13 protein-coding genes are annotated in these 14,496 nt (G+C 54.5%); 9 read left to right on the top strand and 4 right to left on the bottom strand.

Annotated features, from left to right (window positions below; all coding sequences use genetic code 11):
• The 5 genes from nagZ (at position 1) to J4772_RS18540 (ending at position 5,409) form a co-directional block, all read left to right on the top strand.
• Positions 1 to 1,596, top strand: a complete 1,596-nt coding sequence (gene nagZ, locus J4772_RS18560; protein ID WP_209076584.1) for a beta-N-acetylhexosaminidase — start codon at positions 1 to 3, stop codon at positions 1,594 to 1,596.
• Between the two features lie 3 nt (positions 1,597 to 1,599).
• On the top strand, positions 1,600 to 2,571 hold the full coding sequence (locus J4772_RS18555; protein ID WP_209076583.1) for an ROK family protein: 972 nt from the start codon (positions 1,600 to 1,602) through the stop codon (positions 2,569 to 2,571).
• A 97-nt stretch (positions 2,572 to 2,668) separates the two neighbouring features.
• The gene (locus J4772_RS18550; protein WP_247741141.1) at positions 2,669 to 3,934 is read left to right on the top strand and encodes a CapA family protein; all 1,266 of its coding nucleotides are present in this window, start codon (positions 2,669 to 2,671) and stop codon (positions 3,932 to 3,934) included.
• Positions 3,918 to 4,754, top strand: coding sequence for a glycerophosphodiester phosphodiesterase (locus J4772_RS18545; RefSeq protein ID WP_247741140.1), 837 nt, complete (start codon positions 3,918 to 3,920; stop codon positions 4,752 to 4,754). Before J4772_RS18550 ends, J4772_RS18545 begins: the two co-directional genes overlap by 17 nt.
• A 1-nt stretch (position 4,755) precedes the next feature.
• Positions 4,756 to 5,409 (top strand): fumarylacetoacetate hydrolase family protein, encoded by a 654-nt coding sequence (locus J4772_RS18540; protein ID WP_247741139.1) that lies wholly within the window; start codon positions 4,756 to 4,758, stop codon positions 5,407 to 5,409.
• A 54-nt stretch (positions 5,410 to 5,463) separates the two neighbouring features.
• Here J4772_RS18540 and J4772_RS18535 read toward each other — a convergent pair whose 3' ends face one another.
• From J4772_RS18535 to J4772_RS18525, 3 genes are read right to left on the bottom strand one after another with little or no spacing between them, the layout of a single operon-like run.
• Positions 5,464 to 6,591 carry an HD domain-containing phosphohydrolase gene (locus tag J4772_RS18535; RefSeq protein ID WP_116060489.1) on the bottom strand — a complete coding sequence of 376 codons (1,128 nt, stop codon included), beginning with the start codon at positions 6,589 to 6,591 and terminating at the stop codon, positions 5,464 to 5,466.
• Positions 6,592 to 6,634: 43 nt separating this feature from the next.
• Positions 6,635 to 7,204, bottom strand: a complete 570-nt coding sequence (locus J4772_RS18530) for a TetR-like C-terminal domain-containing protein (protein ID WP_116060490.1) — start codon at positions 7,202 to 7,204, stop codon at positions 6,635 to 6,637.
• The gene (locus J4772_RS18525) at positions 7,201 to 7,923 is read right to left on the bottom strand and encodes an MBL fold metallo-hydrolase (protein ID WP_209076582.1); all 723 of its coding nucleotides are present in this window, start codon (positions 7,921 to 7,923) and stop codon (positions 7,201 to 7,203) included. Before J4772_RS18525 ends, J4772_RS18530 begins: the two co-directional genes overlap by 4 nt.
• Positions 7,924 to 8,170: 247 nt before the next feature.
• On the opposite strand from J4772_RS18525, the gene J4772_RS18520 reads away from it, so the two are divergent.
• The 4 genes from J4772_RS18520 to J4772_RS18505 all read left to right on the top strand — a co-directional run bounded on the left by J4772_RS18520 (position 8,171) and on the right by J4772_RS18505 (position 12,001).
• Positions 8,171 to 9,574: an extracellular solute-binding protein gene (locus J4772_RS18520; protein ID WP_116060492.1), complete on the top strand. Its 1,404-nt coding sequence runs from the start codon at positions 8,171 to 8,173 to the stop codon at positions 9,572 to 9,574.
• A gap of 78 nt (positions 9,575 to 9,652) precedes the next feature.
• Complete coding sequence (locus J4772_RS18515; protein ID WP_116060493.1) at positions 9,653 to 10,534, top strand: carbohydrate ABC transporter permease; 882 nt, start codon at positions 9,653 to 9,655, stop codon at positions 10,532 to 10,534.
• Positions 10,534 to 11,364, top strand: a complete 831-nt coding sequence (locus J4772_RS18510) for a carbohydrate ABC transporter permease (RefSeq protein ID WP_116060494.1) — start codon at positions 10,534 to 10,536, stop codon at positions 11,362 to 11,364. Before J4772_RS18515 ends, J4772_RS18510 begins: the two co-directional genes overlap by 1 nt.
• Before the next feature lie 133 nt (positions 11,365 to 11,497).
• Entirely contained in the window at positions 11,498 to 12,001 is a 504-nt protein-coding gene (locus J4772_RS18505; protein WP_247741138.1) for a DNA-deoxyinosine glycosylase, read from the top strand.
• Positions 12,002 to 12,633: 632 nt separating this feature from the next.
• Here the strand turns inward: J4772_RS18505 and pepF are convergent.
• Positions 12,634 to 14,424, bottom strand: coding sequence for an oligoendopeptidase F (gene pepF, locus J4772_RS18500; protein ID WP_209077251.1), 1,791 nt, complete (start codon positions 14,422 to 14,424; stop codon positions 12,634 to 12,636).
• Positions 14,425 to 14,496: the final 72 nt, after the last annotated feature.

Here is a 14,496-nt window from a genome sequence, read left to right as displayed (position 1 = left end):
ATGACGACAAACAGAGGTTTCGGAGAGCTTTCGCTTAAGCAAAAGATCGGACAGCTGTTCATGTGCGGATTCGAAGGAACCGAGCCGACGAAGGAGATCGGCAACCTGATTCGGGATTACGGCGTTGGAGGTATTATTTATTTTCGCCGCAATCTTAAGGACGCCGGGCAGGTTCGGGAGCTGTCGGACCGTTTGCAGCAAATCTCCGAGTATCCGCTCTTCATTGCAATAGACCAGGAGGGCGGCATGGTCGTCCGTCTGGAGGAAGGCGTAACCGTGATGCCGGGCGGGATGGCGCAGGGCGCTGCCGACAACGAAGCGCTGACGCGCGAGGCCGCTAAGCTGTCCGGCGCGGAGCTGCGCGAAATCGGGATCAATATGAATTTCGCCCCCTGCCTCGACGTGAACAACAATCCGCAAAATCCGGTAATCGGAGTGAGATCGTACGGAGAAGACCCAAAGCGTGTGGCGGCGCTTGGCCTGGCAGCGATTCAAGGCTATAAGGAAGGCGGCGTCGTTGCCGTCGCCAAGCATTTTCCGGGCCATGGAGACACCGCGGTCGATTCGCATTATGCTTTGCCTGTCGTTCCGCACGGCGTCGATCGGTTGAACGAGGTTGAGCTTTATCCGTTCCATTACGCGATTGAGCGCAAAGCGGATGCAATTATGACGGCGCACGTCGTATTTCCGGCCTTCGAGCCCGATTCCGCCATTCCGGCGACGCGCTCGGAGCCGATTCTAACCGGATTGCTGCGGAAGCAGTTGGGCTTCGAAGGCGTGATTGTGACGGATTGCTTGGAGATGAATGCGATTTCGGGGACGATCGGAGTCGCGCGCGGCGCAGTAGACGCGATCAAGGCCGGCGCCGATCTTATTCTGGTCAGCCACCGGGTGTCGAGGCAGACGGCTGCTCTTGAAGCGGTAATGGAAGCCGTGATGACGGGTGAAATCTCAGAGGCCCGCATCGATGAGGCGGCTCGCCGGATCTGGAACCTGAAGCAGGAGCAAGGTCTGTTCGGAGACGAGCTCCCGAAGGCGGATCGGGCAAGAGCCGCGGAGGTGCAAAGGGAGCTGTGCGAAGCCGCTGTGACCGTCGTCAAGGGAGGAGAGCGGTTGCCGCTTCCGAAAGAAGGCAGGACGGTTGTCATCTGGGCGGAGCCTCATTCCCGCACGGAGGTCATCGAGGTTATTCCGCAGGATTGGACGCTGGGCAAAGCGCTCAGCGCAGCAGGCTACGACGTTGTAGAGGTGCGGGTGGGAACCGATCCGACGGCGGAGGAGGCGGAGGCTGCCCGCAAGGCGGTAAGCACGGGGCAGCGAGCGGTGTTCGTGTCGTACGACGCGGCGTTCTCCGAATCGCAATCCGGGCTGATCAGCGAACTGAACGCAAGCTGCGAAGGCTCGTTCGTATGGGTTGCCTCGCGCACGCCTTACGATCTGCTGATCGCCCCGGAAGCCCCGGTATATCTGTGTACGTACGAGAACAAACCGGCAATGGTATCGGCGCTTGCCGGCGTGTTGTCCGGAGAGCTGGCCGTCAAGGCTAGACTGCCGGTGACGATCGGAAATTACGCTCGAGCCCCGGAAGGAGACTGATGGATGAGCTGCCGGATCGGGATGGACGTTGGAGGGACGAACGTCGTGACCGGTTTGTTCGATTCCGAAGGCCGGCTCCTTCGACGGAGCAAGGTTCGGACAATTAAGCTGAGCTCCTGCGAGCTGATTCAACAGCTAGCCGGTCAATGCAAGGAAATATTAGCTGCAGAGGGAGTCCGTGAGTCCGAACTGGAAGCGGTCGGCATCGGGCTGCCCGGATTTATTCAAAGCGAATCCGGGGTGGTGAGCTCCGCCAATCTGCCGTTTAACGACGTTCCCGTCGCAGCTCGGCTGCAGCAGCTGTTGGGCGTGCCGGTTGCTGTCGAGAACGATGTGAAGATGGTCGTATACGGCGAATATTTGCATGGTGCAGGCAAAGGCTACTCGCATGTGCTGGGTCTTACGATCGGCACCGGGATGGCTTCCGCCTGGGTGTCGGACGGGCGGCTGCACGAGGGCGCCGGCGGTCTTGCCGGAGAAATCGGGCACATCTCTTTTCCCGACATTTCTTACATGTGCGGCTGCGGCATGAAGGGGTGCCTGGAGACGGTCGCGTCCACTGCGGGCATTGCCCGCCAGGCAAGGGATGGCTTGAAAGCGGGCTGGGTCGGCTTGCTGGCGGAACGATTTCCACCGGAAATTCGCGACGAATTGACGTCGCACGACGTATGGCAGGCGTATCTTGACGGAGACGCATTCGCGGGCCAAGTGTTTCAGAGGACGGCGAACTGGTTGTCGCGTGTGCTCGTTCCATCTATTGCGCTGCTCAGTCCGGACGTCATCATTGTCGGGGGCGGAGTGGCTGCGGCAGGCGATATCTTCTTCGATTCGCTCAGGTCGTACGTCAGCGCCAGCCTTCATCCGCTCTACAGAGAGAGACTTCGCATCGTTCCTCCATCGCTTGGCGATGACGGCGGGCTCTACGGAAGCGCGGAATTTGCGCTTAAGAGCCGTAAGATCGGTTTGCGCATCTGAATTGGACAGCGATTTTTCCCCCGTAAAATCCGAGGGAAAAATCGTTTTTTTATTGTCCATGTTGTATAATTACGGGCAGGGAAGGAGGACGGGTTACGTGACTACTTATTCGCGAGCGAGAACGCAAACCCAGAAGAAGGCGAAGCGCCGAGCGAAGACGAGAATACTGCTTGTCGTTAACGGGATTTTGCTTCTCTGTATCGCCGCGGCAGCGTTTGCAATCTGGAAAGCGGAGCAGGGCGATTCGAATGAAGCGCCGCCTTCGGCCGCTGTCCAAGCTCCGTCCGGGCAGCCGGACGACGCCGATCCGTCCGGAGCGCCGTCGACGGACGATTCAAAAGAAGGGGCGGAAGCATCCGCGTCTTCCGAGCCGTCGGAAAAGCCGGAGCCGACAACGGAGCCGGTCGACGTCGCGGAAGGAGATACGGTGTCTCTCGCGTTTGTCGGAGATATACTCCCAGCGGCAAGGGTGTTGGAGTTGATGAAGACCAATGGCTACGATTACCCGTTTCGCGAGTCGAAGGCGCTGCTGGAGGCTGCGGATATTGCGGCCGGAAACTTGGAAGCGCCCATTACCGTTCGCGGGACTCCCGCGGAAGACAAGCAGTTCGTATTTCGCGGAACCGTCGATGCGTTGAAGGCGGTGAAGGACGCCGGTTTCGACTTTGTCTCGTTGGCTAACAACCATACGCTCGATTACGGATGGCAAGGTTTAAGCGATACGATGGACGCTTTGGACGACGTCGGCCTGAAGCATGCGGGATCGGGCAATGACGATAAGGAAGCTTTCGAGCCGTCGTACATAGAGGCGAATGGAATTACCGTAGCGTTTATCGGCGTTACGCGAGTCGTTCCGGTAGTGGAATGGAAGGCGGACAAAAACCGTCCGGGACTTGCGGAGGCGTATTCGCCGGTACGTGCGGTCTCCACCATCGAGGAAGCGAAGAAAAACGCCGATATCGTCGTGGTCATGGTTCATTGGGGAGAAGAGAGAAAGGATACGCCGGTCGCCCATCAAACCGATCTCGCCCATCGTTTCGTCGATGCGGGAGCGGATTTGGTCATCGGCAGCCATCCCCACGTACTGCAAGGCTTCGAGAGCTACAAAGGGAAGTGGATCGCCTACAGCCTCGGCAATTTCGTGTTCTCGTCGACAACGGTGCGTTCGTCGGAGACGGGCATTCTGAATGCCGAATGCCGCAAGGACGGCGTTTGCGAGCTGTCGTTTAATCCGATGTTCGCCACCAACTCGCAGCCTGCGCCGATGGAAGACGCGGAAGGAAAAGCGCTGCTGGCCAGGCTGTCGTCGCTGTCCATCGGGGCTTCGGTGGAGGAGGATGGAGCGATTGCTTCACGGAATTAAAAGCTATGCGAAGGGACTGCGCAATTTGCCCTTCAGATTTCATTTTTACGGAAGAAGGGGCATGATGGATAAACAGACGAAAGCGGCGCTTCATCCGTGCGTCGCTCATCGGGGCTCTTCGGGCAAAGCTCCGGAAAATACGCTGGCAGCTTTTAAGCTGGCGCTCAGTCATCCGCACGTGAAGTGGATGGAGCTGGACGTGCACCTGTCCAAGGACGGGGTTCCGGTCGTCATTCATGACGGCACGCTGGAGCGAACAACCAACGGTAGAGGAAGGGTCGCCGATTACAGCGCGGAGCAGCTGGCGAGCCTGGATGCGGGAAGCTGGATGGACGCTTCGTTCTCGTCGGAAGGCGTTCCCACCTTGGAGCAGGTGCTCGATCTGGCGGCGGGAAGATGCAAGCTGAATATTGAGCTCAAGAGCGACGATGCCGATTTCGAACGTCTCGCTTCGCGGGCGGTTGAAGTCATCCGTTCGCGGAAAATGGAAGCCGAACATACGATAACGTCGTTTGAACCGGCGATTTTGCGCGCCGTGCGCAAAGCCGCCCCGGAGCTTAGAATGGGACTTATTATCGACGACAACCCCGACGATCTGGTCGAACGGCTAATCTCGCTCGATTGCTCTTATCTGTCGATCGGGTTCTATCACTTGAACGAGAAGCTGCTTGAGCAGACCGCCAAAGCGTCGATCGAGGTGATGGCGTGGACGGTTAACTCGGTTTCCGATTTGGGAAGGTTGGCCGCTCGTCCGGAAGCCTTCCAACTATGTACCAATTATCCGGATCGTTGGCTTGCTGTTGTCGAAGGAGAGGACTAATATGCGCGGATTAAGCGAAATGAGAACGGCGGATCTGCGCAATATTTATTGCGTCGGCCGCAACTATCGTCTGCATGCCGCCGAGTTGGGCAACGAAGTTCCGACGACCCCGATGATCTTCACGAAGCCGAGCCATTCGGCAGTAGATATGAACGGTGGGGAGATTATCCTTCCCGGCTCTCAGGGCAGCGTTCACTACGAAGCGGAGCTCGTATTCGCAATCGGCAGACCTTATGAACCGGGAATTCGCTTTGACGAACTGGCATCCGCTTTTACCATTGGGCTGGATCTAACTTTGCGGGACGTGCAGGCCCGTCTGAAGGAGAAGGGGCACCCGTGGCTTGCGGCCAAAGGCTTCCGCAACTCCGCTTTGCTCGGCCGTTGGTTGCCTTATTCCGGCTCCGCAGAGCTGGAAGCGCACGACTTTACTCTGCTGATTAATGAGGGTGAGGTCCAGAGGGGCAACGTTCGCGACATGGTATTCGATCTGCAAACGCTGACTGAATTCATCGCCCGCCATTACGGACTCGGGCCTGGAGACGTATTGTTTACCGGAACGCCGGCCGGAGTAGGCCCTCTAGCCGACGGAGACCGTCTTGACGCCAGGTGGAACGGGGAAAGTATCGGCAGCTTCGTGGCGTCAATCCATCCTTAAACGCAAATAGAGGAGTCAACCGGACGCATTGTCCGCGAAGACTCCTCTATTTTGCTATTCCGTCTTCTCTTCAACGTCGGCCAGACGTTCGCGGATCGCCTTGATTTGCGGCAAATGGGCAAAGAAAGCGTCCACGACGGCGGGATCGAAATGCCGTCCCCGCTCCTCGCGGAAGAAGCTTTCAATCCGGTCCATCGGCCACGGTTTTTTGTACACCCGTTCCGCGCTGAGCGCGTCGAAGACGTCGGCCACGGCCGTAATCCGGCCGAAAATATGAATTTCTTCTCCTTTTCGTCCGGCGGGGTAACCGCTGCCGTCCCATTTCTCGTGATGTTGTTCGGCAACGACGGCGGCGGCGCGCAGTAGTTCGCGCTTGGATCCTTGCAGCAAGCGATAGCCGATGTCGGTATGAGACTTGATCGCATCATATTCTTCCGGCGTCAGTCTGCCGGGCTTGTTCAAGATGGCATCGGAGATGGCGACTTTGCCAATGTCGTGCATGGGAGAAGCGGTGCGCAGCAGCTCGGCTTCCGCTGGGGGCAGACCGAGCGCGATTGCAAGAATATAGGAGTATTCGGCTACGCGCTTGACGTGGTTGGCGGTTTCCTTGGAGCGGATTTCTCCGACCTCGCCCATTTTGGCGATGATTTCGCGCTGTGTGTCGTAGATTTCTTGGTGGAGCATGACGGACTCCAGAGATTTGCCGGCATAGGAGGCGGCGAGGGAGAGCAGTTCCAGATCTCGAGGAGTAAAGCTGTCGACTTCGGTCAGCTTGTTGATCGCTTGGTAGGCCCCTATAATTTGTCCGTCATTGTTGCGAAACGGAACGGTAATGACCGATTTGGTCCGGTAGCCGGTTTTGCGATCATTCTCGGAATTATGCCTTGGATCCGAATAGGCGTCTTCAATAATGATGGCTTCCCCGGATACAATCGAGCTTCCTACGAAGCCGGTTCCATATGGGATGCGAATTTCGTCGACACCGTGGGCCACCGTCGTATACAGCTGTTTATTTTCTTCGTCGATCAGCCACACCGTGCATCTATCGGATAAAATTAATTCGCGTCCCATATCGGCCATGTGCACAAGCACGGCGTTCAGTTGCCGTTCGCTGGCGATTTTAGACGTGTAATCGAAGATGATCTTCAACAGCTCTTCGGGACTTAACTCTTTTTTGCGCATAAGATGTCACTCCTTAACCACTCCTTTCCAAATATTCGCGAAATTATTGTCGAATCCTGCTGCAATTTATTCCGTCCATATAATAAGTAATCGCTTTGGACAAGCTTTCCTTCAAATCCTCTTTCATCTGGAAGCCGCCCATCGATTCGAGGGAGGCAAAGCCATGAACCATGCTCCGCAGGCCGCGTACAGCATGAACGGCTTCCTCTTCCAGAATGCCGAGAGGCTGCATCAGGCGAATGAACAGATTCAGAATACTGTCTGATGCTTGCTCGAAGGCTTCAGGCTTCGGCGAGACGACGCGATTGATCGCTTCGTACAGCCCGGGATGCTCCCGTACGAACTGGACGTAGGCATGCCCGACTTCAATGAAGGCCTGCTTGCTCGAATACCCGATTGCAGCGTCATGAAGCTGATCTTTCAGATTGGCAAGGGCATAGGAGGCCAGTTTCTGGCGCAAATCCGCCAGCCCTTCGACGTGGTTGTAAAGGGAGGGGGTTTTGATGCCCAGATTCTCTGCCACGCTCGCAAGCGTAATTCGATCCCAGCCGTCGCGATCGGCGATCGCGGCGGCAGCTGCGACAACCGACTCCGGCTTGATTCCGGCTCTCATCCGGCATTTCTCCTTTCCAAGGCGGTTTGAGCGGCCGCTATCGCTTGTTCAATTGCCGCAGCAGGTTGAAGCACGGCGGGGCCGTGGCCGACGGCAAGCGCGTTGGGACGCAGATCGAGTATTTTGCAGGCGCTCTCGATTGCCGTTCGTGCATGCCAGGTCGCCATGGCCGGGAAGGGGAACTTCCACTGCAGATGACCCGAAACGGCCAAGCCTCCTTTCGTCTGAAAGGCATCTCCCGCAATCAGCGTCTTACTGCCAATTTCCAGAAAACAGAAGTGTCCAGGCGTATGACCCGGGGTTGCGATCGCGGTCAGAGAGCCGATTCGTTCTTCGTCGTCGAACAGGAAGTCGGGCTCGAATGGCGGCTGCTTGGGTACCCCACCTTTGATCGGACTTTGGGCTTCGTAGGGCTGCAGCCCCCGATCTCCTCGAAGGAGCGCAGCGTCTCTCCGGGAAATACCAACTTGCGCATCCGGATAGATCGACTTTAGGTAAGGCACCGCCCCGATATGATCTTCGTGGGCGTGCGTGAGTAGAATACGGGTCAGCGGCTTGCCGGTTTCCTTGATCGCGGCATGAATCTTCTTGGCAACAAAAGGCATGCAGGCGTCGATCAGTGTGATGCCGTTCTCCTCCTCGACAAGATAGCAATTCATCGGGAAGAGCCGCGGCATAAAAATAAGCTGGGTTACGTTTCCCCAAGTTGTAGCTCTCATAAGTAAATCCTCCTTCAAAAACTAATTACATTTATATTATAACTAATGTAATTAGTTTTTGGGAAGGGGGAATTTTGTCCTATGCCGCGTGCAAAGGTGTTAAACGTCGAATAGGGGGGAAAAAATCTACAAATATAGCAAGACGATCTTATCCCCCCGTTAGTTGTTTAAGTCCCTTACTTTGGCTAAAGATGCACGTACAATAAGGGTGTAAGCAAAACCACATTCCATTTAGGAGGGTCCTAAGTTGAAGAAAAAATTGGTAACAGTAACGGCTTCGGTTCTGATGTTATCCTCGGTATTGAGCGCATGCGGAAGCGACAACAAAGAGAACAACGCATCTCCGTCGGCATCTCCGGCAGCAAGCCCAAGCGCAAGCGCATCAAGCCCAGCCCCGAGCGAATCCGCGCCGGCTCCTGTCGAAAGATTCGACGTCTCCCTTCGTCACATTCAAATCGGCGAACTGCAAAAGTTCCGTAAAGCGATTTTGGACGAGGTCGTACAGAAGGCCGAGACCGAAGTGCCAGGCGCCAACTTCGAAATGGATGCCGTAGAGGACAGCTTCAACCGCTTTACCAAGCTTCCGGCCGAGATGGCAGCCGGCAACCCTCCGAAAATTTTCGACTTGTTCGGCGGTCCTGGCGACGGACAAAAATACGCTCGCGCCAACAAACTGCTTGACCTGACTCCGATTATCGAAGAGCTCGGCATCAAAGATAAGTTCACGGACTATTCTACATTCGTAGTAGACGGTAAAGTGTACGGCTTGCCGATCGGCGCCGGATCCGAAGGTTGGTTCTACAACAAAGAAATTTTGGAGGCTAACGGCCTAGCTGCTCCGACGACGCTCGAAGAGCTTGAAGCTGCGTTCGCGACGCTCAAAGGCAAAGGCATTACGCCGATCGCAATGGGTTCGCAAGCGGCATGGGTACCGTTCATGCTGCTGAACACGCTCATTCCGCGTTATGCCGGAGAAGACATTCAAGCAGGCGTTGCCGACGGTTCCCGTAAAATGACGGAACCGGAAGTTGTAGCAGCTCTGGCAAAATACAAAGAGTGGGTTGACAAAGGCTACTTCACCAAAGGCGAGCTGGGCATCGACTACACGGGCCAAACGAACGAATTCATCGCCGGCAAAGCTGCATTCCTGTTCGACGGTACTTGGAGAATTTCCACGTTTAACGCAGACGGCGTAGGCGCCGCGTTGAACGGCAAAGTCGGCTACTTCGCAATGCCAGCCGTACCAGGCGGCAAAGGCAGCCAAAAAGCGGTTAACTTTAACCAAAATAACGGTTATGGCTTCTCGTCCGACGTGAACGACAACGAAAAAGCGGCGATCAAAGCATTTATCAAAAACCTGTACACGGAAGAATATCAAGTACGCGGCTACCAAGAAGACGGCGTATTGCCTTCCATGAAAGTGGATGCGTCCAAGCTGACTTCCGACAATCCGATTATGCAGCAAGTTCTGGCTTCCAACGCGGCAGCAGAAGGCGTAGTATTCCCGCACTTCGACTCCCTCGTTCCGGGCGCAGTTAACGGCGAGTTCGAAAAACAAATCCAAAACTTGATTGCAGGCAAAACGACTCCGGAAAAAGCGGCTGAAGAAATTCAGAAAGCTTTGGACAGTGAGCTGGCAGCTCTGAAATAGTTTAGAAAACAACGGAGAACGAGGTATCGCCTGCCCGGTCGGGCGATACCTCTCTCATGTCACAAGGGTGGGAGAACCATGAACAAAACACTGAGAAATCCATATGTATACCTGCTCTTCGTCCTGCCGACAATCGGATTGTATTGCCTCTTCTTTGTCTATCCGGTGTTTCAATCGTTATTTTACGGGCTGACGAATTGGGACGGATTAAGTCCGGCCAAGTATACGGGATTCGCCAACTTTGAAAAAGCGTTTAACGATGACGATTTTTGGGTTTCCGTCAAAAATAACATGTATTTCATCCTGTTTTCCGTTTTCGTGCAAGTTCCTTTGATCATTATGTTCTCATTGTTGATCAGCGGCGTAAAGCGCCTCCAAGGTTTCTACAAAACAACGGTGTTTATGCCGTCTATTCTTTCCACCTCGATTATCGGGATTTTGTGGGGATTCATGTATCATCCGAGTATCGGATTGTTCAACAATTTTCTGGGCTGGTTCGGCATTGAGCCGATTTACTGGCTGTCCGATACGAAATGGGCGATGCTGTCCATACTTGTTACGAATGCCTGGCAATGGATGGGCTTCTATATCGTGCTGGTGCTTGCAGCCATTCTGGCTATTCCTAAGGAAATCAACGAGGCGGCGGAAATCGACGGAGCTACCGGCATCCAAAGAGCTTTCCGGATTACAACGCCGCTCATTATGCCTGTTATATCGGTAGTTATCATGCTGTCCATCGCCGGCGCGATGCGTGTCGTCGACATCGTCCTCGTCATGACCAACGGCGGACCCGCGGGCGCGACGGATGTTATGGCCTCGTATATGGTTAACAAAGCGCTTAGATACGGTCAATACGGTTACGGTACCGCCCTTTCGATTATGATCTTCGTCATTGCATTGTTGCTGACGGCGATTTACCAAATCGCAATTGCCAGACGGCAGGAAAGGATCGAGTACTAATGCCAAAAGTCATCAAAAAAGCCTTGCCGCATCTGCTGCTGCTCATATACGTCTTCATTATTCTGTTCCCGTTCGTGTTCGTGCTATTCTCGTCCTTAAAGGAGTCGAACGACCAGATTGTTACCGCTCCGTTCGGATTTCCTGTCCAGATGGCGTTCGATAACTATGTGGATGCTTGGACGCAAGCGAAAATCAGTAAATATTTCTTTAACAGCGCCTACTTGTCGGTAAGCGCAGCGGTATCCGCGATTCTCATCGCCGCAGCAACCGCTTATGCGCTGTCGCGTATGAGATTCGATAAGAGCAGCAAAGCGATCTACCAATTTATTCTGATCGGGATGCTCATTCCCGGAAACGTATTGTTTATCGCTCAGTACATTTTGATTCAGAAGCTGGGTCTGCTGGACACTCACTGGGCGCTATACTTGCCGTATACCGCCGGGGCGCTGCCGTTCAGCGTGCTGCTCATCGTCGCATTTATGAAGGCGATCCCGTCGGAATTGGAAGAGGCCGCAATTGTCGACGGACTGGGCGTTATTCGCTCGTTCATCCGAATCATATTGCCGCTGACGATGCCTGCGCTCGTGACTGTCTTTATTATCAACCTGCTTGGCAACTGGAACGAGTACTTGCTCGCCAATTTCTTTATCAGCAAGGATGCGCTTAAAACGTTGCCCACAGGGATGGTCGGTTTCCGCGATGCATTCCAGACGAGTTATCCGCTCGTATTTACAGGGGTCGTCATCAGCGTTTTGCCGATTCTGGTCATCTATGCTTTCCTGCAGCGGACGATTATCGAAGGTCTGACCGCGGGAAGCGTCAAGGGCTGATCGTTCGAATTCGGGACAGCCGTTCTGTCGCCAATGGCTTAAGCCGGCGCAAATCTCATCTGGAGATTTGCGCTTTTTGGCGTATGCGGCTTATGATGGGAAAGACTATCGGCTATAGAAAGGAGAATGTTCTGTGATTGTACATTCGTTCCCGCCGATCATCGATTCCGGGTGCCGCATGCTCGTTCTGGGCAGCATGCCGGGCGTCGCATCCTTGCAGGCGCATCGATACTATTGGAACCCGCGCAATTATATGTGGCGTATTCTATACGCTTTATTCGGGGACGGGAGGGAGCCGGACGAAGCGTACGAGGAGCGGCTCGAATTCGCGCTTCGAAGCGGCGTTGCTCTGTGGGATACGATCGCGAGCTGCGAAAGGAAGGGGAGTCTGGACAGCGAAATCCGCCAGGCGATCCCGAACGACATCCCGGGTCTGCTGGCCGATTATCCGAACGTGCGGGCGATCGTCTGCAACGGCTCGAAGTCGTTGGCCGAGCTGACCAAGCACTTCGGGGATCATCCGGAAATGCGCAGCCGCGAGTTGATTCGCATGCCGTCCACGAGCCCGATTCCGACTCGAGACTACCGCGGTTTGGAGGACAGGCTGGAGGCTTGGAAGCGATTGCTTGAATTGTGAAAAGAGGGCTGGTTCTCGAGAGGTGTTTCCAAATTTATTGGATATTAAACTTTTACGACGGATCTATTTGCACACATGAGCTTACGCAGGGAAGTTAGTCGGAAATTCGTACAACGCAGCTCGAACCAGGCTGAAACGGTGGACGTTTGTAGGAAAATCCGCACAAAGCAACTCGGCTCAGACTCCAACGACGGACGTTTGTAGGAAAATCCGCACAAAGCAACTCGGCTCAGACTCCAACGACGGACGTTTGTAGGAAAATCCGCACAACGCAGCTCGAACCAGACTTAAACGGCGGACGTTTGTAGGAAAATCCGCACAAAGCAACTCGGCTCAGACTCCAACGACGAACGTTTGTAGGGAAAATCGTATAAATCAACCAAGATCGGGGATTGTATGCCACTAAAGCGTCTTCGATAATTACACGAATAACTTCTGGGAATTATCTGGAAGTGTTGAGGGTCATGATTAGCCTGGAGACTGCCTCATACGCTCCTGAAACCTTGTAACGGGTTTACCCATTCAGGTTTCAGGAGCGTATAGCAGCGGAAGGAGGTACATCCCCCCTCGGACCTTTATCGTCGATCATCTTTCATAGCAACTTGAAGTGGTTATGGAACAGCCTTGTTTCGTTATTTCGTCATTTGCTCCATCTGCTCGATCAAATTCTCGAATACGCTCATCGCCTGGCGAATCGGCTCAGGCGAGGACATGTCGACGCCGGCGGTCTTCAAAATGTTGATCGAATAGTCTTTGCCGCCGCTTCTCAGGAAGCCGAGGTAGCGGTCGACGGCAGGCTGGCCCTCGTCGAGAATCTGTTTGGCAAAGCTTGTCGCGGCGGAGAAGCCGGTCGCGTACTTGAATACGTAGAAGCTCGTGTAGAAATGGGGAATTCGCGCCCATTCCATTTCGATGTCTTTGTCGACAACCATGTCTTTGCCGTAATATTTCACGTTCAAGTCGTAGTAGATCGAGCTTAACTCCTGAGGTGTCAGCGCTTCTCCGTTTTCCGCTTTCGCATGAATGATTTTCTCGAACTCCGCGAACATCGTCTGACGGAATACCGTCGTCCGGAATTGATCCGCATAGTAGGTGAGCAAATACATTTTTTCCTTCGGATCGGTCGACTTGCCCAGCAAGTAGTTCATCAACAGCGCTTCGTTCAGCGTGGAGGCGACTTCGGCCAAGAAAATCGTATATTGCGCGTCGCGATACTCGTTGCTCTCGTCCGAGAAGTAGGAATGCAGAGCGTGGCCCATCTCATGCGTGAGCGTAAACATGCTGTTCAAATTGTCGTTATGGTTGAGCAGCACATACGGATGCGTGCCGTAGGCGCCCCAGCTGTATGCCCCGCTGCGCTTGCCTTGGTTTTCGTAGATGTCGATCCAGCCGCTGTCGAAGCCCTCCTGAAGCACTTTGCGATAGTTGTCGCCAAGCGGGGAGAGGCTGTCGTACACCGTTTTCTTCGCTTCCTCGTAGGTGATGTTCAGGTCGAACTCTTCGACGAGCGGAGCGAACAGGTCGTACATATGCAATTCGTCCAGCTTAAGCAGCTTCTTGCGCAGGTCCATATAGCGGTGCATCAACGGTAAAAATTCATGAATGGTCGAGATCAGGTTATCGTAGACGGACTGCGGAACGTTGTCTCCGAACAGCGACATCTCCAGAGCGGAAGGATAATTCCGGGCTTTGGCGTAAAACAGGTTTTTCGTCACGTTGGCGTTTAAGGTAGCGGCCAGCGTGTTGCGCCATTTGCCGTACGTGTCGTACATGGCCTTGAAGGCATCCCGCCGCACGTCCCGGTTTTTGCTTTCCAGAAATTGAATGTATCTACCGTGGGTCAGCTCGACTTCTTCGCCTTGCTCGTTTTTCACCTTAGGGAACTTCATGTCGGCATTGTTCATCATTCCGAAGATGGTGCTAGGGGCTTGCGATACATTGCCGACTTGGGCCAGCAGCGCTTCTTCGCTCTTGGAGAGCGTATGCGGCTTCTGACGAAGCATTTCCTCCAGAGTACGCTTGTACTTGGAGAGAGACGGATCGGCGATGAGCCCGGTCAATTGCTGTTCGGACAAGGCGAGAATTTCGGGCGTAATGAACGAGGTCGCCTCGCCGACTTCTACGCTAAGCTTCTTGGACTTGTCGGACAACGCCTGATATTTCGGCTCGGCCATATCTTCATGGTGCCGCATGTTGGAGTATACGTAAAGCCGTTCGGCCAGCTGGGAAATTTGCTCGTCAAGAGCAAAGCAGCCGGCTATGGCGGCTGCATCCTGCAGCTTGCCCTGGTAGGCGGCGATCTCGCCCTTCAGCTTCTTGACCTCGCTGTATTCGGCATCCCATGCTTGTTGATTCGGATATAGATCTTCGAGTTTCCAACGGTGCTCCTGCGACACTTCGGATCTTGCGGCGACTTGTTTCATAGACATCTTCAACCTCCTGAATGATGGATCGTAATCGGCCGAGACGGCGGTGCACAGCAAAGACAGCGCCGC

Origin of the sequence: Cohnella sp. LGH, from assembly GCF_017671885.1 — a bacterium.
In the GTDB taxonomy this organism is placed as follows: Bacteria; Bacillota; Bacilli; order Paenibacillales; family Paenibacillaceae; genus Cohnella; species Cohnella phaseoli.
This window is presented reverse-complemented; position numbering and strand designations above follow the sequence as displayed.

Coding starts and splice junctions, on each gene's coding strand:
- J4772_RS18540 (WP_247741139.1), top strand. CDS start 4,756: ATGCGCGGATTAAGCGAAATGAGAACGGCGGATCTGCGCAATATTTAT.
- pepF (WP_209077251.1), bottom strand. CDS start 14,424: ATGAAACAAGTCGCCGCAAGATCCGAAGTGTCGCAGGAGCACCGTTGG.
- J4772_RS18510 (WP_116060494.1), top strand. CDS start 10,534: ATGCCAAAAGTCATCAAAAAAGCCTTGCCGCATCTGCTGCTGCTCATA.
- J4772_RS18525 (WP_209076582.1), bottom strand. CDS start 7,923: ATGAGAGCTACAACTTGGGGAAACGTAACCCAGCTTATTTTTATGCCG.
- J4772_RS18515 (WP_116060493.1), top strand. CDS start 9,653: ATGAACAAAACACTGAGAAATCCATATGTATACCTGCTCTTCGTCCTG.
- nagZ (WP_209076584.1), top strand. CDS start 1: ATGACGACAAACAGAGGTTTCGGAGAGCTTTCGCTTAAGCAAAAGATC.
- J4772_RS18530 (WP_116060490.1), bottom strand. CDS start 7,204: ATGAGAGCCGGAATCAAGCCGGAGTCGGTTGTCGCAGCTGCCGCCGCG.
- J4772_RS18555 (WP_209076583.1), top strand. CDS start 1,600: ATGAGCTGCCGGATCGGGATGGACGTTGGAGGGACGAACGTCGTGACC.
- J4772_RS18535 (WP_116060489.1), bottom strand. CDS start 6,591: ATGCGCAAAAAAGAGTTAAGTCCCGAAGAGCTGTTGAAGATCATCTTC.